Here is an 18,164-nt window from a genome sequence, read left to right as displayed (position 1 = left end):
CGACTCAACCTGATGCTGAAGGAGAACAAATGAGCGTATATAAGGCAGCCGACGACCGGTACGGAACTATGCACTATCGCCGCTGCGGACGCAGCGGACTCAAGCTTCCGGAAATTTCACTGGGGCTTTGGCATAATTTCGGCGGCGTAGACCGCGCGGATCCCGCCCGGGATGTCCTGCTTCATGCGTTCGACAAGGGAATCACCCACTTCGATCTCGCAAACAATTACGGACCTCCCCCGGGTTCGGCCGAAACTTTTTTCGGCTCCGTCATGGACCAAGACCTGCGCCCCTACCGCGACGAACTCGTCGTTTCTACGAAGGCCGGCTACGGAATGTGGGACGGCCCTTACGGAGACTGGGGCAGCCGAAAGTACCTTGTTTCGAGCCTTGATCAGAGCCTGGCGAGAATGAAGCTCGATTACGTCGATATCTTTTATCATCATCGTCCCGACCCTGAAACTCCCCTGGAGGAGACGATGGGCGCGCTCGACCATATCGTGCGTTCGGGAAAAGCGCTGTACGCGGGCATTTCCAACTACGGCCCCGAAACCGCCGCGAAAGCGATCTCGATCCTGCGGGAACTCGGCACGCCCTGCCTGATACACCAGGCTCGCTATTCGATGCTCGACCGCTGGGTCGAGGACGGTTTGACCGATCTTTTGGGAAGGGAGGGCGTCGGCATGATTCTGTTTTCTCCCCTTGCTCAGGGCTTGCTTTCTTCCCGCTATCTGACAGGAGAGGTACCCTCCGATTCGCGGGCGGCTCGCGGCGTATTTTTAAAACCCGAACGGCTGACTCCCGCAATGCTCGCTAAACTGAACGCTCTCAACGACATCGCTCAAGAACGCGGTGAAACGCTTTCCGCCCTGGCGATCAAGTGGCTTCTCAAAGATCCGCGTTCCACCTCGGTGTTGATCGGCGCGAGCTCGGTTTCCCAATTGGATGAAAATCTGAAGGCTCTGGAGGGCGATCCGCTTTCATCGGCGGAATTGTCCCGGATCGAAACCGTTCTCGCCATGCCTGAATGAGCCCGTGCTCGGTTGAAGGCAAGCGTAGTTCAATTTTTATTGAGGAGAAATGATGTTTTCCAGAAAAACCAAAATTGTGTGTTCAATGGGTCCCACAACCGAGAATATCGACGTCGTATGCGATCTTCTCCGCGCGGGAATGAACGTTGCCCGTTTTAATTTTTCCCACAGCGATCACGAATATCATGGAGCGGGTATCGACAGGGTTCGGGAAGCTTCCCGCATCACCGGAATTCCCTGCGCTCTGTTGTTGGATACGAAGGGTCCGGAAATCCGCACCGGCATGGTCGCCGGAGACGGAAAGATCGCCATCCGGGAAGGCGACTCCATTCTTTGCACTGTAGACGGCTCTGTATCGATAGAAGCCGGATCGGAGGAAGCGGGCGGTCCCGGAAAACCCGGCAGGATTTCCCTCAGCTGGAAACAGCTTCCCCGGGAAATCAAAAAAGACTGCCGCATCCTGATTGCAGACGGACTCGTCGAGCTATTGGTCCTGGATACGGACGGCGAAAACGCGATTACCTGTACCGCTCTCAATTCCGGATCTCTCGGCAGCCGCAAAAACGTCAACGTGATAGGCATTCATCCGGACGTTCCCGTGTTAAGCGAACAAGACAAGAAAGATATCGAATTCGGCCTTTCCAAGGGCATCGATTACATCGCCGCGAGCTTCGTGAGTTCTCCTGCGGACGTTGTATCCATCCTCCGTTTCATCGAGCCCTTCGGATCCAAGGTTCGCGTCATTTCCAAGATCGAGAATGAAGAGGGCTTGGACAATATAGAAGACATCATCGCGGTTTCCGCCGGCATCATGGTCGCGCGCGGGGATCTGGGCGTCCAACTGGCTACGGAACGCATCCCGCTTGCGCAGAAAAAGATCATCCATGCGTGCAACATGGCCGGAAAACCGGTCATCACCGCGACCCAGATGCTCGACTCCATGATCGTCAACCCCCGTCCGACCCGCGCTGAACTGACGGACGTGGCCAACGCAATCTTCGACGGAACCGACGCAGTCATGCTTTCAGGCGAAACGGCCAACGGAGCCTGGCCGGTCGAAGCGGTGCAGATGCTTGCGAAGATTGCGAGAACCGTCGAAGCCTCCGACGAATACCGGAACAAGATGCGGGTGTTCCACCGGCTCGACCGCTCCCGCGGCGGAATCGGCGAAATCATGGCGTATTCGGCCTACCAAACCGCGACCGAGATTCAGGCCGCCGCGCTTCTTACTCCGACCATGACGGGAAATACCGCCCGGTTGCTTGCGAGCTTCCGTCCCGAACAGCCCGTCATCGCGGCCACACCCGACGAAACCATCCGCCGACAGCTCCTGCTAAACTGGGGCGTGGTTCCTCTGCTGGTTACCGTCGCCGAAGATTCGGAACAAATGATTCAAAACGCGATGCGCGCTTCTCTCGATACCAAATGGCTTAAAAAAACCGACAAGGTCGTTCTCGTCGCCGGCATGCCCATCATCAGTCCCTTGATGATCAACATGATCCGGGTGGTGTTCGTGGGCAACGTGCTCGCCCGCGGCTTGAACGCCGGGGGATGCCGGCAGTGCCGCCCGACGGGAATCGAGAGCGTGGACGCCGCGGCGGAAGACGCGAAAAAGCGGGTGACCGGAAGAATAGTACGCGCGGAAAATCTTGAAGAAGCCTTCGTCGCCCTGAGGAAAAAAGGCGGCGAAATTCTGGTTACCCGTAATCTCGATATGTCCTTCGTTCCCATCCTCCGGGTTGTAGACGGTCTTGTCGTAGAGAACCCGTCCGAGATGAGCGAAGAAGTGTTGTCTATGATCAATCCAAACCTGATCTGGATTTCACAGGTATCAGGGGCGATGAAAACGCTCGAGCCGGGTTCCACAATCACGCTGGACAGCCAGGAAAAACTGGTATACGAGGGTACAATCTAATGATTTTCATGAAGCCACTTTACATGGTTTCATGAATCTGATACTATGAGCTTCCATTATAGGCAAATTAAAAGGGGTACATGCGTCCCCTTCTGAAAGGTAGGTTTAATATGTCCCGGAGATGTGAAATTTGCGGCAAGGGTACGATAAGCGGTAACAAGGTCAGTAAGTCCTACAACCACACCCGCCGTTTGTGGAAGCCCAATATCGTCGAGGTAAAGACTATTCTCGGCGGTACAACCATGACCATTAAGATGTGCACCCGCTGCCTCAGAAGCGGTTATGTTACCAAAAAGGTCTGATTTATTTTCGGCTATCTGACGATTTCTTATCGTCCGATACTGATGCAGAGCCCGTCGAACGCGGGCTCTATTTTTTTGCCCGGAACGCGTTTTCGAAGCCAGTCCTGGATTTCGGCGTGCGTAAAATCATGGCATAAATGAGTGAGCCATGCCTTATCGGGGTTGATTCTCTGAATTTGCTCCAGAGCCCCTTCGAAATTAAAGTGGGTTGAATGGGGCCTGACGCGCAATCCGTCGATTATCAGGCTTTTGACTCCTTTGAGCAGCTCGATCGAACCGTCGGGAATGCCGTTGCAGTCGGTCAGATACGCGGCGTCTCCGATTCTCCATCCGAAAACGGGAAGCTGTCCGTGCATCACCGGGATCGGCGTGACTTCGATGCCGGCGGCGTAGAACTTCTCGCCTCCGCGCGCCTCTTTCAGCGCAATGCGAGGCTTTCCTCCTCCTTCCTGCGTAGGTTTGAAGATATAGTCGAACCTGTTTTTGATGTCTTCGAGGCATACGGCGTTGCAGTAGAGGGGTATGTCATGATCCCGGGAGAAGATGCGCACGTCGTCGAGGCCGTGTACGTGGTCGGCGTGCGCATGCGTCGCGAGAATGGCGTCGAGCCGCGCAAGGCCTGTTCTGAGCGCCTGGATGCGGAATTCCGGGCCCGGATCGATGAGTATTGTTCTGCCGTCGTTCCCCCTGATAAGGGCGCTCGCCCTCATCCGGTTGTCTTTCTGGTCCTTCGAAGCGCATACGGGACATGAACAGCCGATCACCGGCACTCCGTGGCTTGTCCCTGATCCAAGTAATTCAATTTCCATGACGTGTTCAGAATACGCTTGAGCGCCTTTATCGGTCAATAACGGGCATCGGCTTTATTTCTCTTGCGGAAACGCTCTCCAGCGGGTATTTTATGTATATGGCTTCCCGTTCGACAAAACAGGAACTGTTCGCAGCCCTGGATTACATATTAAACCGCTCCGATCTCAGGGATATCGACGCTCTCGAGGCCGCCGTGACACGGCGGAAGGCAGATCTGGAATCCAGCACAGGCATTATTTCCCTCGATCCCGGGAAGGCGGCTCATCAGATGTCAGGCGCGATAGAATCGTCGATTCAAAAAAGCATGGACGGCATCAGGGGCACGTTCAGGGAATTCGCCGCGGATTTGCTTCTTAAGGAAGCACCAGAGCTGAGCAGGGAGGAAATGCTGTCGCTGGTGGACAGCTGGATTCCCGCTTCGGCCCCGAAAGCGAAAGCCCGGCTTGAGACGTCCGGCGAGTCCCTCGTGAAAAACGGAGCCGTCAACGGAATCCCGCCGGATATCATGTACGACATGATCTGTCAGTTCGTTTCGTACTCTACCGGCAACATGGGTCTACGGGCCCAGCAGGAACTGCGCGATGAAATCGGCGACTGGGTTTCGATTTATTGGAAGAAATTTCCTTCTTCGATTCAAGAGGCGGTTCGGCGATTTCTCCGGGGAGAGACGACCGGAGCGGCTTTCGACGAACAGTTGTCCCGCCTGCTCGGCAGGGCCGGGTGACGAAGCAATACAGGGTAAACATGTCGGCGCCCGGCGCCGATTCAAGGAGAACTGATGCGCGTAATAGTTGTAGGCAATGGAATAGCGGGAATCAATACGGCGGCAGGCCTCGCCGCCGAGCTTTCGGTTACGGTCGATGTGTATGGCGGAGAAGCCCATCCTTTTTATTCGCGGGTGCGGCTTCCCGAAGTCCTTTCAGGAGCGGTCGGTCCCGAAGCGATCACTTTTTATAAACCCGAATGGTACGAGAAAAAGAGGGTGTCGGTGCACCAGGGCCGGCGCGTAGCAGGAATCGATCCCGACTCGAAAACCGTTGTTCTCGAGGACGGCCGAAAGGAATCATGGGATTACCTCGTTCTTGCGACGGGAGCCTCCGCGAATCGTCCGGCGATTCCCGGCTCGGATCTTCCCGGGATTTTCACTATGCGCACGCTGGAGGACGTTTCGCTCATCCGCGCGTCCATCTCCGCCGACTGTTCGGCCTCTTCCGTGATCGGCGGCGGCCTCCTCGGACTCGAAGCCGCCCGGGCCATGAAGGATTCCGGTTCGAAGGAAGTCAGGGTGTTCGAGATTTTTCCGCGCTTGCTTCCCCGCCAGCTGGACGAAACCGGCGCAGCTCTTTTGCAAAAACGCTTCGCCGCAATGGGCATCGAAGTCGTGACTTCCGCGGAAACGTCGGTATTCGAGCCTTCGCGGCTTTCGGGATGCCATGAAATCAAGCTCAAAGACGGCAGAAGCTTCGCCAGCGCGACGACCCTTCTTTCCATGGGCGTTCATTCGAACACCGAGCTGGCAAAGGCGGCGGGCCTTCAGGTCAACCGCGGCATCGTGGTAAACGAGAGGATGGAAACGTCCAGGAAGGGGATTTACGCGGTGGGCGATTGCGCCGAATTCGGCGGCATCGTGTGGGGCATAATTCCGGCCGCTCTGGAGCAGGCTCCGGTAGCCGCGAAGAATATTCTTGCTTCGGCAGGCCTTCTGCCGGCGGGCATCGACGCTCCCTCGTATTCCCAGACGGTTCCGAAAACCGCGTTGAAAGTCGGCGATGTCGAGCTCATGTCCCTGGGCAAGGCCGTGCTTTCTCCGGAAGAAGCCTCTTCCGGAAAATTTACGGTGTTCTCGAAAGTAAGCGCTGATGAAAAGCGGTATGAAAAATATGTAGTGGACGCTGAAACCGGCCTTCTCGCGGGAGCTATTCTGTACGGTTCGAAGGAAAACCAGAGCCTCGCGCAGAAGCTCTCAGGCCAGCCGGCCTCGGCCGCCGACCTGGAAACCCTGCTTGCGAAAGTTTGACGCGACGCTTAGAATCGCCATGCTCCGCTCAGCGAAAGGCCGAGCGTGAGCAGGGTGACCGGCGAACCGAGGCCGATGTCGTCTATTTGGAAGAGATTCGCTGAAAAAGCGGCCCTTACAACAAGCCGCTCGATAAAGGTCATCCGCGGACCCATGGCCAGTCCGGCGGTAAGACCCCTTTGTTCGCCTGAGAGGTCGTCCGAATCGGTGACGTAGCGGATATCGGCGAAGTGGATTCCTCCCGAGGCTTCCGCGAAGAAATACGGCAGATTTGCGCGGGCGAATACCGAAAAGGGCGTCGTGTCGATCGAAATATCGGCGAAGGATGCCAGGCTGTCGGGAGGCGATACCGTTTCGATATGCTGCTTCAGTCCGCCCCGAACGCCCGCGTCTAATCCTGTTTCAGAGCCGAACGCCCAGAAGAGTTCGCCTGAAATCGGCATGCCTTCTGTATTTATTTCGTAGCCTTCCGATTCGCGTTGGGAATGATCTTCTATTGTACGGCTCATGCCGACAGAAACGCCGGCTCCGGGGCCCGCGTATATGCTTGCAACGGCCGAATACGCCAGCAGCGAACTCAGCAGAAAGAACTTTTTACCTGCTTTGAATTTCATGTAATTTCCTTGAATGTAAGTAGTACAGCGTATGATACCTCTATGCGGCGGCTTCCTGCAAGAAGCAGCCTCTATCAGTCCATCTTCCGGATTTCCTGGATTCTGTCTCTGATCGTCGCGGCTTCCTCGAACTGGAGAGCTTCGGCGTATTCGGCCATCTGTTTTTCCAATTCCCGGATCAGTTTTTTGCGATCGTTCGGTATCATCAGGTTGAAGCTGTTGATCAGTACCGATGATTCCATCTCGACGGCTTCCTTTTTCAGCTCGTTTTCGCGGACGAGAATGTCGTTTATCGCTTTCTTGATGGTAGTCGGCGTGATTCCTTGCGAGGTATTCCAGTCTTCCTGAATTTTCCTTCTGCGCGAAGTTTCCTCGATCGCTTCTTTCATCGCGTCGCTCATGCGGTCGGCGTACATGACGACCTTGCCGTTCTGGTTTCTCGCGGCGCGTCCGATTATCTGTATGAGGCTGGTAGTGGATCTGAGGAATCCGATTTTATCGGCGTCGAGGATTCCGATGTACGAAACCTCGGGGAGGTCGATTCCCTCCCTTAACAGATTGATGCCGACCAGAATGTCGAATTCGCCCTTGCGCAAGCCCTTCAGTATTTCCACCCGCTCGATCGTTTCGACCTCGGAATGGATATACTTCACCTTGAGACCGAGGCCTGTAAGGTAGTCGGTAAGATCTTCCGCCATCTTTTTGGTGAGCGTCAGTATGAGGCTCCGCTCGTCTTTCGAGATCCTGTCCTTGACTTCGCGGTAGATGTCTTCCATTTGCCCTTCGCTCGGGCGCACTTCTACTTCCGGATCGAGAAGGCCGGTCGGACGGATGACCTGTTCTACTACGCGCGTCGAACGCTTGAGTTCTTCGTTTCTCGGAGTCGCCGATACGAAAACTGCTTGCTTGAGCATCCGCTCGAATTCCGCCATCTTCAGCGGCCGGTTGTCCATGGCGCAGGGCAGGCGGAAGCCGAAATCAACGAGGTTCTGCTTGCGCGAACGGTCCCCTTCGTACATCGCGCCGACCTGGCTCCAGGTAACATGGCTTTCGTCCATGAACAGGAGAAAGTCGTCCGGAAAATAGTGAAAGAGTGTTGCCGGCGGGTCTCCGGGATTCCTGTTCGCGATCGGAGCTGAATAGTTTTCGATTCCGGGGCAGTATCCCATTTCCGCGAGCATTTCAAGGTCGTACTCGGTTCTGGTTTTCAGCCGTTCCGCTTCCAGCATTTTTCCTTGAATGCGGAACCGTTCGAGCTGCTCGTCGAGATCGCCGCGGATTCTTTCAAGCGCGTTGGGTATGGCGTCTTCCTTCATGACGAAGTGTTTCGCCGGATATATCGAAAGTTCGTCCAGCTCCATGACGGTTTCGCCGGAAACCGGGTTGAACTTTCGTATTCTGACCAGATCTTCCCAGTCAAATTCGAGCCGATACGCTTCTTCGAGATACGCCGGAAATATTTCCAGCACATCGCCCCTGGAGCGGAATCTTCCTCTGTCCAGAACGGCGTCGTTGCGTTCGTACTGCAGGGACACCAGCTGCTTTTTCAGTTCGTCGGGATTGAGGGGCTTGCCTATTTCAACATGGATGCGCAGATCTCTCCAGGACTCGGGAAGTCCCAATCCGTAGATGCACGATACCGTCGAGACGACGATCACGTCTCTTCTTTCCATGAGGCTGAATGTCGCCGCGAGGCGCATGCGGTCGATTTCGTCGTTGATGGCCGCGTCTTTTTCGATATACAGATCGCGCGAGGGAACATAGGCTTCCGGCTGATAGTAGTCGTAATAGGAAACGAAGTACTCTACCGCGTTGTTCGGGAAAAAGCTTTTGAACTCGCGGTAGAGCTGGGCGGCGAGGGTTTTATTGTGGCTCATTACCAGGGTCGGCCGCTGTACTTCCTCGATGATCTTCGCCATGGTGAAGGTTTTTCCTGAGCCGGTAACGCCCTTGAGCGTTTGGAATCTGTCGCCGGCCCTGATTCCTTCAACCAGCTCGCGAATCGCTTCCGGCTGGTCTCCTGCGGGGCTGTAATCGGAAACGACTTTGAACGGGCGCATGTCCTGCCTTCCTTACTGGCGTTCCGCCAGAACCATTTTCAAGGTTAATTGGTTTCTTCCCCGGAGAACCGTCACTTCGACAGTCTCTCCGGGTTTTCTCGATTCGAGGGCAGAGTAGTAATCGGTGAGTGTATCGATTTTGTCTTTTCCGATTCCGGTGATGACGTCGCCGCCGAGATAAATGATTGAACTCGAGCGTCCGGCGCCGTAGCGCACGGCTTCGGTTCCGCCCTTCAGTCCTGCTTTTTCCGCGTTGCTTCCGGCTCCCACGCGTGAAACCAAAAGCCCGTTGTTGGTGGAGAGCCGCGCGTAATTGGCTATCGACGAATTAAGCTGGACAAGTTCGGCGTCTATCGACCCTCTGCGAACCTTTCCGAATTGAATGAGTTCGGACACGACTCTTTTGGCCGTGTTGACGGGAATGGAGAAGCCGATGCCCGCGGAGCTTCCGGAGGTGGAGTAGATCATGGTATTGATGCCGATCATGCGTCCCTGGGTGTCCAGGAGGGGGCCTCCCGAGTTTCCCGGATTGATCGCGGTGTCTGTTTGGATCATGTCTTTGATGATGGTGTTCGACGCTGTTTTTATCGGACGGCCGAGGGCGGAGACTATGCCGGTGGTCAGCGTTCTTTCGAAGCCGAACGGGTTTCCGATGGCGAGCACCTTTTGTCCGACCTTGAGATTCGAGGAGTTTCCGAACGGTATAGTGCTGAGATCCCTGTTTTTCGGAGGATCGAATTTCAACACGGCGATATCGTTTTCCTTGTCTGTACCGACTACCGTTCCTTCGAACTGGCTTCCGTCCGAGAGCGATATGAATATTTTCACCGCGTTCGCTATTACGTGGGTATTGGTCACGACATACCCCCTCGTATCGATGATCGACCCTGATCCGGAACCGCCTTCCTGCGGCACCGGCTCGAGGAACCAGTTGATGCCGACCGTCTCAGTCGTAATGTTCACGACGGCTTCGTTCGCCCGCTCGTATACCGATATGTTTTGCTGTTCGTCCTGTGTATACCCGTCGGAGGAGGCAACATCCAGAGTTGAAAGCGCGAATTCGTCGTTGCCGTACATTGTGCCCGTTTGAAGAACAAGTTCGGGAGTTTCTAATGATGCTTCTGAATTAACAGCCGCTGTATCGCTGTCGCGCGAAGAAATCAAAAGGGTGAATCCCGAGGCAAGAGCGGCCGCGACAAGGACGATTCCTATTACCTGATTCTTACTATAAAGACGCATATATCACTCCTGTTCTCCGGATAGTGTACCTTTAAATATAGATAAATACTCAGGATTCGACAATCAGCGCATAAAAAAAGCCCGAAAGTTTTGCCTTTCGGGCTTATCAGGCGTTGCAGAAGTTATTTGCAGAACGGCCGGAACGTCAATCGTAAACTCCGGCCGCCCGTCATATTACTTCTTCGCCGCAGGTTTCTTGGCTGTCGCCTTCTTGGCAGCGGGAGCCTTCGCCGGCTTGTCGGCTTTCGCGGCTGCTTTTTTGGCAGCGGGAGCCTTGGCCGGCTTATCGGCTTTCACCGCGGCTTTTTTGGCTATGGGAGCCTTGGCGGGCTTGTCGGCTTTCGCAGCTGCTTTTTTGGCAACGGGAGCCTTGGCGGGCTTGTCGGCTTTAGCGGCGGCTTTTTTGGCAACGGGAGCTTTAGCCGGCTTGTCGGCTTTCGCGGCTGCCTTGGCGGGAGCCTTTGCTCCGGACTTCGCCTTCGCGGCGGGCTTTGCGATTCCGCGCTCGAGAAGAAGAGTCTGCGTCGGCTGGTTGCACACCTCGTCCGGTCCGTAGTACTGGATCGCGCCGGGGAACACGAAGCTGGTCTTGATTGCCCAGACGTCGCGGTTTTTCGCGAAAGCCTTGAAGGGCTTTCCGTCGAGCTCCACGAGAGCCTTGCGGATAACCGGCTTCTGCGAACCGTGGCGCTGCTCCATGTTCATCATCATGGTGAGGGGCACTCCGCCTGCGATCCATTCCTTCGCGGGAGCGGTAAGGTTCCGCACCGATGAAAGGTATCCGGTCAATCCGGCGTTCGTAAGCACGAAGGCAGTGAATCCGAGGGCATAGCAGTAGTCCGCGTCGAAGTTCGACGGGAACGCGCAGCGGCCTTCATATCCGAAGAAGTGGTTGTATGAACTGAACTTTCCCTTGTAGGTTCCAGCTTTCTTCATGGCCTTGAGCTTTTCCTCGACGAGCGAAATGAGAAGCTTTTCGGTTTCGATGCGGGAAACCTGAACGTTTCCGTGGGGATCGCGGTCCATCAGGAACTGCGCCGCGATGGCGGCGGGGAGCGACGCGAAGGCGTCGGCGGAAGCCTTTGAAAGATTCTTCGCGAGCCAGGCGGCCTGTGCATCGAATCCTGCGAGCTTGTTGAACTCGTCGGCTTTTACGGACATGAGGTCGTTGAGCTCGGCAATGAGAATTTTCATTTCAGGCACGAATTCCACGAGGCCCTCGGGAATGAGGATCACACCGAAGTTTTCGTTGTTCTCCGCGCGCTTGGCGATGATTCCGCAGAGGTAGTCGGTGATCTGGCGGAGCGTCATTTTGTTCGCTTCAACTTCTTCGGAGATGAGGCAGACGTTCGGCTGGGTCTGGAGCGCGCATTCGAGCGCGATGTGGCTCGCTGAGCGGCCCATGAGTTTGACGAAGTGCCAGTATTTCTTTGCGCTGTTCGCGTCGCGTTCGATGTTTCCGATTACTTCGGAATAGGTTTTGCACGCGGTGTCGAAGCCGAAGGAGGTTTCGATCATGTCGTTCTTCAGGTCTCCGTCGATCGTCTTCGGAACGCCGATCACCTGAGTGCTCATGCCGCTTGCGACGAAGTGTTCGGCGAGGAGGGCCGCGTTCGTATTGGAGTCGTCTCCGCCGATGACGATGACGGCGTCGAGCTTCATTTTTTTAGCGGTCGCCATGGAAGCGGCGATCTGATCGGCGGTTTCGATTTTCGTGCGTCCGCTGCCGATGATGTCGAAGCCTCCGGTGTTGCGGTACTCGTCCATGAACTTGTCTTTGATTTCAACATAGGAGCCTTCGATCAGACCGGAAGGTCCGCCGAGGAATCCGAAGAGCTTGGATTCGGGGTTGCCCTTTTTCAGTCCGTCGTAGATTCCCGCGATAACATTGTGTCCGCCCGGAGCCTGTCCTCCCGAGAGGATTACGCCTACCCGAAGTTTTTTTCCGGCATTAGGGTTCTTGCCCTTCTTGAAATTCACCATCGGCTTGCCGTAGGTGTGTTTGAAGAGTTCCTTCAACTCAGCCTGATTCGCCATCGATTGAGTGGGCTTTCCCGCTTCGATCGCGATTTGTTCGAGTTTCGCCGTAAGAACGGCGGGCAGTTTCGGCGCGTATTGATAGCGCGCAGTCTGCAGTGCGGACAGTTTCATGGATATCTCCTGTAAAAAAAAATGCGTTTTGGATACATAGAATGATAACCTGAATGCATACGGCGTTTCAAGTGAGACAGCCTAAACCCCTGATTTTATCGGCTTTCCGGGCATTTCCTGCCTATATCTACATGAGCGGGGCGAAGAGGCGGAAGAAATTCCATACTGCTCTCCGGATCATCGGCGTATGATGGAAGAAGTCTCGCGGAACTGACTTCGACTTTGCCTGGTCGTCATGAAAAATCGCGGAGCATGTTTTTCCGAAGTCTTCAGAGTAGAAAAAGGCGTTCAGCTCGAAATGCAGCGAGAAGCTTCTTGTATCCATGTTCGTCGTGCCGATGGTCGCGATCAATCCGTCTATTACCATCATTTTTGAATGGATGAAGCCTTCGTACTGCCAGAATTTCACGCCGCATTCGAGAAGCTCCCGGATGTAGGGCATGGCGGCGAGCCTTACGTACCATTTGTCCCAGCTTCCCGGCACGATGATTTCTACCGATACGCCCGAGAAGGCCGCGATTTTGAGCGCGGTGAAAAACGCCTGGTCGGGAGTGAAGTACGGAGTTTCGATCCATACGCTTTTTTTCGCCTTGGTTATCATGTGTATCATCGCGTCGCGGATCTCGTCGTTGCGCGGATCGTCCGGTCCTGAGTTGACTATTTGCATCGGAACATCGCAGACGCGCAAAACTTCGGAACGGCTCAGAGCCGCCGGCCGCGGATTTTCTTCATCGGAAATTTGAGTGAAGAATTTCCAGACGGGAATGTCTTCGTGCATGTCGCGGTCTTCGGCCATCGATGTATACCAATCCACGAGAAACTGCTTTTGAAGGAACTGGACGGCCGGACCGGTGATGCGCAAATGGGTGTCACGCCAATAGTAGGGCCGCGCGTTGTTCCGATTCGCGTATTCGTCGGCGATATTCATACCTCCGAAATAACCGATTTTTCCGTCGATGATGACCAGCTTCCGGTGGTTGCGGTAATTGATCGAAAAGGGATTGAATAGGGATATCGGAAAGAATCGGCTGACCATTCCTCCCGCTTTTTTCAGCGGACGAAAAAGGGTCGACGAAGTGAAGATCGATCCGACATGATCGTACAGAAGCCTGACTGCGACTCCTTCCGCGGCTTTTTTCGAAAGAACGGAAATCAGTTCGCGTCCGGTAGAATCGTTTACGATGATGAAATACGAAAGATGAATCGTTTCCTTCGCACGCAGAATATCGGCGAAAAGCGTTTGGTATTTTTCTTCTCCGGAGAGAAAGACGTCGACAGAGTTGTGGCTGGTGACGGGGCTTTTCCCGTACGTCAGGTTCATGTGGATGAGGGACCCGTATTCTTCCACCGCAGGATTCGTTCCGCTTTGAATGAGGGATTCCAAATTGCGCTGCTGGTCGTCCAGCACTTTCTCGTAATAGGAATAGGCCTTGCGGGTCGCGCGAAGCATTCGCCGCGATCTGGTGAAGAAGGTCCCTGAAAAAAGCAGGTACAGCAGAAAACCGGCGACCGGAATGAAGCTGACGAGCAGCAGCCAGGTGAATCGGTGCGAAGAATCGCGTTCCTCGAAAAACAGGATGAAGAGGATGAGCAGAATATTCAACGCGTAGCCTGTCGTCAGCAGTATTCCCGCAATGTTCATCCCGCCATCCTCCCCGGTTAAAACAGGAACCCGAAAGACGCCGAAATCGAATCGATCCGCGTCGCGCCTATCATTCTTCCAATGGTTCCATTGATCGCAAGATTCGTTCCCGGCAGCAACAGCCGGTTCGTCAATCCGAAAGATGCCGTTCCGTCCCCGGTAAAAGCCGAGGCGCCGTTTTCAAGATTTCCGGTTTCTCCGCGGAGCCAGAACGCCGCCGAGAACAATTTGATCCGAACAGCCGCGGCGGCTCCGAACGAAAGGGTGAACGGGCTTTCCATGGGATTTCCGCGGGCATCGCCCTTTGTTCCCGAAAGGTCTGCGGTCAGCGCAAACAAGCCCTTGCTCCAGTCGGCCGCGCATCCGGCCGCCAGACCGTTGCGGAGAAAGATTTCTCCGGCATGCCCGCCGTCCGTTCCGTCGTCGCCTGATCCTCCGAAGCCCATCATGTGCCTGAGATAGAACGCTCCGCGAAGGTCTTTCAGAACCGGACGTCCTCCCTTGACGGAGAAGGCGGCTCTAACTGAAGGCCCTTCGCCCGGTTCGCCGGGATTCAAGACGGCTTGAGCGCCGGTTTCAAGCGTCCAGGGAGAACCGACCCGCCACCCGAGAGCGGCAGTCGCTCCCGGCTGAATCCGTCCGGCGGGAGCGGAAAGCTCGAACTGCATCGTTTTTGATTCTGCGGGCAGCGCGGTTCCGCTTGCGACCGGACCCGCGGCCGACATTCCGGACGAGAAGCCGGAAGCGGGATAGGAGACGGCGCTGTCCACTTCGATTTGCGTTCTGCTCTCTGAACCGTCCGAGGCCGAAAGTATGGCAGTCCAAACGCCTTCTTCGAGCGAGCCTGTGCGCGGATTGAGGCCGTCCCAGACAGCCTCCTGGTCCCATCCGCCGAACTCGTCCCATCGTGCAAGTTCGAAACGTTCTCCGCCGGGAGACTCCAGAGTCAGCGCGGCGCTTCCCGGAGCGCTGACCGAAAAACTGAACGCCGCGATTCCCAGATTGCCCGGATTTCCGGGATTGAACGATTTTTTCGAAGCTTTGAAACCGGTCGCTTCGAAGGCCGCCGGCTGCATTTCCGCTTTCAACAGCGTTTCCTTTTCGCGCGTTATTTTAACGTCTGTTTGAACGTCCGCATACCCGAATGCCCGGATTAAAACGGTGTGCGGGCCCTCCGGCAGTTGGATAAGCGTCTCTTCTCCGCCTGAACGCGGCGGTATTCCTTGTATCGAGACGACTGCATTCGGCGGCAGATTTTCGATTTTCAGCATTCCGGTTATGCGGCGCAGCGCGATGAGGACTTCCGTTTCCTTGCCTTTCTCGACGCGCACCGTTCTTTCTTCCGTATAATATCCGTTCATCGCGACGGCGATCTTCCAGAGGCCGATCTTCGCGGGCGAGACTATGAGCGGCGTTTTTCCCGCGAGCGCTCCGTTTATGAAAACTTCGGCGCCCGCGATGTCGGAACGGACGGTAAGGGTTGTTTCGTCATCGGTTTGCGCGTAAGCGATTCCGTGGTTTACGGAAGTCAGCAGAAACAAGGCGCAGTAAAAAAAGAGCCCGCGGGTTTTCATGAATAAATCATACTCCCGCGGGCGTAAAAAGTGAAGGGCTTATAAAATCAATGGATGAAGAAGCGGAGCACGAAGATCGCGAACACCGCCCAGGTGACCAGCGGGATTTGCTTTGCCTTTCCGGTGCACACCTTGAGGACGACGTAGGAGAGAACTCCGTACACGATTCCTTCGGCGATGCTGTAGCAGAACGGCATCATCACGATCGCGAGGAAGGAGGGGATGCCTTCGGTAGGATCTGAAAAATCGATTTCCGTGACCGGTTTCATCATGAGGAATCCGACGATGATGAGGGCCGGCGCCGTTGCGGCTCCCGGGATCAGCAGGAAGAGGGGCGAGAACAAAAGCGCAAGGAGGAAAAGCGCGCCGGTCGTGAGCGAGGTCAGTCCGGTGCGTCCGCCTGCCGCGACTCCCGCCGAGCTTTCAATATAGCTCGTTACGGTAGAGGTTCCCAGAAGAGCTCCGGCGCTGGTGCCGATCGCGTCCGCGAGAAGGGCTTGCTTAACGCGGGGCACGTTTCCGTTCTTGTCCAGAAGCCCGGCTTGGGTGCTCACTCCTACGAGGGTTCCGACCGTATCGAAGATGTCCACGAAAAGGAATGAGAAGAATACGGTGAAGAACTTGAGGGTGAGGACGTTCGAGAAATCTAGAGCGAACGCGTGGGGAGCTGCGGGCATGCTCATGAGGCTGAACGATTCCCATCCGCCGTACGGCGCGGTGATTCCCATCGGGATTCCGATGAGCGTCGTGGCTATGATGCCGATGAGGATCGCTCCGTGCACTTTCAACGCGTACAAAATCGCTGTGATGATCAATCCGATGAAGGCGAGGAGGGCTGTTCCCTCGGTGACGTTGCCGAGCGAAACGAGAGTCGCGGGATTGCTCACGATTATTCCCGCCCCCTTCATCCCGATCAGAGTGATGAAAATTCCGATGCCGACAGCCACCGCTTTTTTCAGATTGAGAGGTACGGAATTGACGATCGCTTCCCTCACGTTAACGAACGAGAGAATGATAAACAGGAGTCCTTCGAGAAAAACCGCTGTAAGAGCCGTCTGCCAGCTGTATCCCATCCCCAGAACGACGGTGTAGGTGAAGAACGCGTTGAGTCCCATTCCCGGGGCCAGAGCGATGGGAAGATTAGCCGCGAAGGCCATCACGATGGAAGCAATCGCCGAGGCGAGAGCCGTTGCCGTGAATACGGCGCCCCTGTCCATGCCTGCGTCGCCGAGGATTCCCGGATTTACCGCGAGAATGTAGGCCATGGTGAGGAAGGTTGTTAAACCTGCAAGAAGCTCTGTGCGGGCGTCCGTCCCGTGCTCCTTGAGCTTGAATAGTTTTTCCATTTAATGAGACCTCCTGAATAACGGATCAGAAAAAGATAATCCAGAATACCATTGCCCGAACGTTCGCTCAAGAGATTTTCCGGATTGTTTTGCGTTACATGATCCCCGCTTCGACAAAACTGAAAAACCCGCCTCTCGGGCTGAGAATCAGATGATCCAACACCGATATTCCGAGAAGCTCTCCGGCTTCCGCAAGTCTTTTGGTGATGCCGCGGTCCTCTTCGCTCGGTTCGAGCTGGCCGGACGGATGGTTGTGGCACACCAGGATCGCCGCGGCCCGGTCCGTTATCGGATCGCAGAATACTTCGCGCGGATGCACGATGGTTCTGTTGAGTATCCCGACGCTCACTACCCGTATTCCCAGCACCTCGTGGGCTCCGTTGAGCGAGACGCAGAGAAAGTGTTCCTGCTTCCGGTCGGCGTAGTGCTGGACCAGCGGATATACATCGGCCGCGGTTTTTACTTTTTTGTGGAGTATGCCCGAGAAGCGGCGTCCGAGCTCAAGCGCCGCCAGAACAGTAGCCGCTTTTCCTTCGCCCATTCCCTGCAGATTCTGCAGCAGGTCGAACGCCTGGTCGATAGTCGAGTCGTCCAGCACCTTCATAACCCGCCCTGCCAGGTTAAGCACCGGATTATCCCTCGTTCCGCTTCGCAGGAGCAGGGCGATAAGCTCGGGATCGCTTAAGGAACGGGCTCCCCGCGTTTTAATTCGTTCTCGTACATCCGGCTTTTGCGCATCTTCTTTGTTATCCTGCATATTCATCGGTCCCTCCGGGAATTTCTCTCGCCGTCGATTATACTTTTTGCCCGCAGCAACCGATGAAATAGCTATGAAATTACGGTTTTTCTTTTTTCTCTGTTTAATCGCAGCGGCGGCGATCATGAGCGGCTGCCGCACTGTTCCAACGGAGACTTCTCAACCTCCTCTCGGCGAAAGCCGCCGGATTTTCTCAGCAGGAGATTTGTTGATAATGGGAATCGGCAGGGCGAATTCCCGGGCATTGGTCGATTTTTTTCTTGCGCATAACGCTGACGTCGATATAAGCAAGATCAGGCGTCTTGCCGCGTTCTATGTGGCGGAGGCGAGGGCTGAAGGGGTGAATCCCGATGTGGCCTTCGTGCAGATGTGCCTGGAAACGGGTTTTTTGCGTTTCGGCGGACTGGTTACGATCGATATGAATAATTTTTGCGGGTTGGGGTCGATCGGTCCGGGACAGCCGGGATTAAGCTTTCCGGACGAGCAAACCGGAGTGCGCGCCCATGTGCAGCATCTAAAGGCTTACGGCTCGTCCGAACCGCTACTGGGTGACCTCGTCGATCCCCGCTATCGGTATGTGAATCCGAAGGGGAAGTCTCCGGATGTTCACGGTCTTTCGGGAACCTGGGCGAGCGACCCCGGCTACGGGACCAAGCTCGAAGCGCTTCTGCGCCGCCTCTACGGCTAGGCGGCAGGCCGCGAGCAG

At 55.4% G+C, this 18,164-nt stretch carries 14 protein-coding genes and 1 pseudogene; 6 read left to right on the top strand and 9 right to left on the bottom strand.

What is annotated here, in order from left to right; genetic code table 11:
* Positions 1-29 precede the first annotated feature (29 nt).
* From K7J14_RS03310 to rpmB, 3 genes are all read left to right on the top strand, one after another.
* Entirely contained in the window at positions 30-1,031 is a 1,002-nt protein-coding gene (locus K7J14_RS03310; RefSeq protein ID WP_230753088.1) for an aldo/keto reductase, read from the top strand.
* Between the two features lie 49 nt (positions 1,032-1,080).
* A complete protein-coding gene (pyk, locus tag K7J14_RS03305; protein ID WP_330165584.1) occupies positions 1,081-2,946 on the top strand; it encodes a pyruvate kinase in 1,866 nt (621 codons plus the stop codon).
* A gap of 110 nt (positions 2,947-3,056) precedes the next feature.
* Positions 3,057-3,248 (top strand): 50S ribosomal protein L28, encoded by a 192-nt coding sequence (gene rpmB, locus K7J14_RS03300; protein ID WP_230753083.1) that lies wholly within the window; start codon positions 3,057-3,059, stop codon positions 3,246-3,248.
* A 26-nt stretch (positions 3,249-3,274) separates the two neighbouring features.
* Here the strand turns inward: rpmB and K7J14_RS03295 are convergent, their stop codons facing one another.
* The gene (locus tag K7J14_RS03295; protein ID WP_230753080.1) at positions 3,275-4,057 is read right to left on the bottom strand and encodes an MBL fold metallo-hydrolase; all 783 of its coding nucleotides are present in this window, start codon (positions 4,055-4,057) and stop codon (positions 3,275-3,277) included.
* A gap of 98 nt (positions 4,058-4,155) precedes the next feature.
* On the opposite strand from K7J14_RS03295, the gene K7J14_RS03290 reads away from it, so the two are divergent.
* Together K7J14_RS03290 and K7J14_RS03285 are read left to right on the top strand one after the other, a co-directional pair.
* Complete coding sequence (locus K7J14_RS03290) at positions 4,156-4,782, top strand: hypothetical protein (protein ID WP_230753078.1); 627 nt, start codon at positions 4,156-4,158, stop codon at positions 4,780-4,782.
* A 54-nt stretch (positions 4,783-4,836) separates the two neighbouring features.
* Positions 4,837-6,075 (top strand): NAD(P)/FAD-dependent oxidoreductase, encoded by a 1,239-nt coding sequence (locus tag K7J14_RS03285; RefSeq protein ID WP_230753076.1) that lies wholly within the window; start codon positions 4,837-4,839, stop codon positions 6,073-6,075.
* Between the two features lie 8 nt (positions 6,076-6,083).
* Here K7J14_RS03285 and K7J14_RS03280 read toward each other — a convergent pair whose 3' ends face one another.
* The 8 genes and pseudogenes from K7J14_RS03280 to radC form a co-directional block, all read right to left on the bottom strand.
* On the bottom strand, positions 6,084-6,689 hold the full coding sequence (locus K7J14_RS03280; RefSeq protein WP_230753072.1) for a hypothetical protein: 606 nt from the start codon (positions 6,687-6,689) through the stop codon (positions 6,084-6,086).
* 74 nt (positions 6,690-6,763) lie between these two features.
* Positions 6,764-8,749, bottom strand: coding sequence for an excinuclease ABC subunit UvrB (gene uvrB / locus K7J14_RS03275; protein ID WP_230753070.1), 1,986 nt, complete (start codon positions 8,747-8,749; stop codon positions 6,764-6,766).
* Positions 8,750-8,761: 12 nt separating this feature from the next.
* Complete coding sequence (locus K7J14_RS03270) at positions 8,762-9,988, bottom strand: S1C family serine protease (protein ID WP_230753067.1); 1,227 nt, start codon at positions 9,986-9,988, stop codon at positions 8,762-8,764.
* A 471-nt stretch (positions 9,989-10,459) separates the two neighbouring features.
* Positions 10,460-12,139: pseudogene (locus K7J14_RS03265) on the bottom strand (diphosphate--fructose-6-phosphate 1-phosphotransferase); the annotation flags it as partial.
* A 127-nt stretch (positions 12,140-12,266) separates the two neighbouring features.
* Positions 12,267-13,781, bottom strand: a complete 1,515-nt coding sequence (gene cls, locus K7J14_RS03260; protein WP_230753065.1) for a cardiolipin synthase — start codon at positions 13,779-13,781, stop codon at positions 12,267-12,269.
* Positions 13,782-13,798: 17 nt separating this feature from the next.
* Positions 13,799-15,355 (bottom strand): PEGA domain-containing protein, encoded by a 1,557-nt coding sequence (locus K7J14_RS03255; protein WP_230753061.1) that lies wholly within the window; start codon positions 15,353-15,355, stop codon positions 13,799-13,801.
* Positions 15,356-15,402: 47 nt separating this feature from the next.
* Positions 15,403-16,701: an NCS2 family permease gene (locus K7J14_RS03250; protein WP_230753058.1), complete on the bottom strand. Its 1,299-nt coding sequence runs from the start codon at positions 16,699-16,701 to the stop codon at positions 15,403-15,405.
* 94 nt (positions 16,702-16,795) lie between these two features.
* Positions 16,796-17,464 carry a RadC family protein gene (gene radC / locus K7J14_RS03245; RefSeq protein WP_230753055.1) on the bottom strand — a complete coding sequence of 223 codons (669 nt, stop codon included), beginning with the start codon at positions 17,462-17,464 and terminating at the stop codon, positions 16,796-16,798.
* Between the two features lie 118 nt (positions 17,465-17,582).
* Here radC and K7J14_RS03240 point away from each other — a divergent pair, with 118 nt between their 5' ends.
* On the top strand, positions 17,583-18,146 hold the full coding sequence (locus K7J14_RS03240; protein WP_230753052.1) for a glucosaminidase domain-containing protein: 564 nt from the start codon (positions 17,583-17,585) through the stop codon (positions 18,144-18,146).
* The last annotated feature ends 18 nt before the right edge of the window (positions 18,147-18,164 follow it).

This window comes from Teretinema zuelzerae, from assembly GCF_021021555.1.
In the GTDB taxonomy this organism is placed as follows: Bacteria; Spirochaetota; Spirochaetia; order Treponematales; family Treponemataceae; genus Teretinema; species Teretinema zuelzerae.
Note: the sequence above shows the minus strand (reverse complement) of the source record. Positions and strands in the feature narration are given on the sequence as shown.

Excerpts from the sequence above, each read along its gene's own strand:
- K7J14_RS03240 (WP_230753052.1), top strand. The coding sequence starts at position 17,583 with ATGAGCGGCTGCCGCACTGTTCCAACGGAGACTTCTCAACCTCCTCTC.
- K7J14_RS03250 (WP_230753058.1), bottom strand. The coding sequence starts at position 16,701 with ATGGAAAAACTATTCAAGCTCAAGGAGCACGGGACGGACGCCCGCACA.
- K7J14_RS03310 (WP_230753088.1), top strand. The coding sequence starts at position 30 with ATGAGCGTATATAAGGCAGCCGACGACCGGTACGGAACTATGCACTAT.
- pyk (WP_330165584.1), top strand. The coding sequence starts at position 1,081 with ATGATGTTTTCCAGAAAAACCAAAATTGTGTGTTCAATGGGTCCCACA.
- K7J14_RS03290 (WP_230753078.1), top strand. The coding sequence starts at position 4,156 with ATGGCTTCCCGTTCGACAAAACAGGAACTGTTCGCAGCCCTGGATTAC.
- K7J14_RS03285 (WP_230753076.1), top strand. The coding sequence starts at position 4,837 with ATGCGCGTAATAGTTGTAGGCAATGGAATAGCGGGAATCAATACGGCG.
- radC (WP_230753055.1), bottom strand. The coding sequence starts at position 17,464 with ATGAATATGCAGGATAACAAAGAAGATGCGCAAAAGCCGGATGTACGA.
- cls (WP_230753065.1), bottom strand. The coding sequence starts at position 13,781 with ATGAACATTGCGGGAATACTGCTGACGACAGGCTACGCGTTGAATATT.
- uvrB (WP_230753070.1), bottom strand. The coding sequence starts at position 8,749 with ATGCGCCCGTTCAAAGTCGTTTCCGATTACAGCCCCGCAGGAGACCAG.
- K7J14_RS03255 (WP_230753061.1), bottom strand. The coding sequence starts at position 15,355 with ATGAAAACCCGCGGGCTCTTTTTTTACTGCGCCTTGTTTCTGCTGACT.
- K7J14_RS03280 (WP_230753072.1), bottom strand. The coding sequence starts at position 6,689 with ATGAAATTCAAAGCAGGTAAAAAGTTCTTTCTGCTGAGTTCGCTGCTG.
- K7J14_RS03270 (WP_230753067.1), bottom strand. The coding sequence starts at position 9,988 with ATGCGTCTTTATAGTAAGAATCAGGTAATAGGAATCGTCCTTGTCGCG.
- K7J14_RS03295 (WP_230753080.1), bottom strand. The coding sequence starts at position 4,057 with ATGGAAATTGAATTACTTGGATCAGGGACAAGCCACGGAGTGCCGGTG.
- rpmB (WP_230753083.1), top strand. The coding sequence starts at position 3,057 with ATGTCCCGGAGATGTGAAATTTGCGGCAAGGGTACGATAAGCGGTAAC.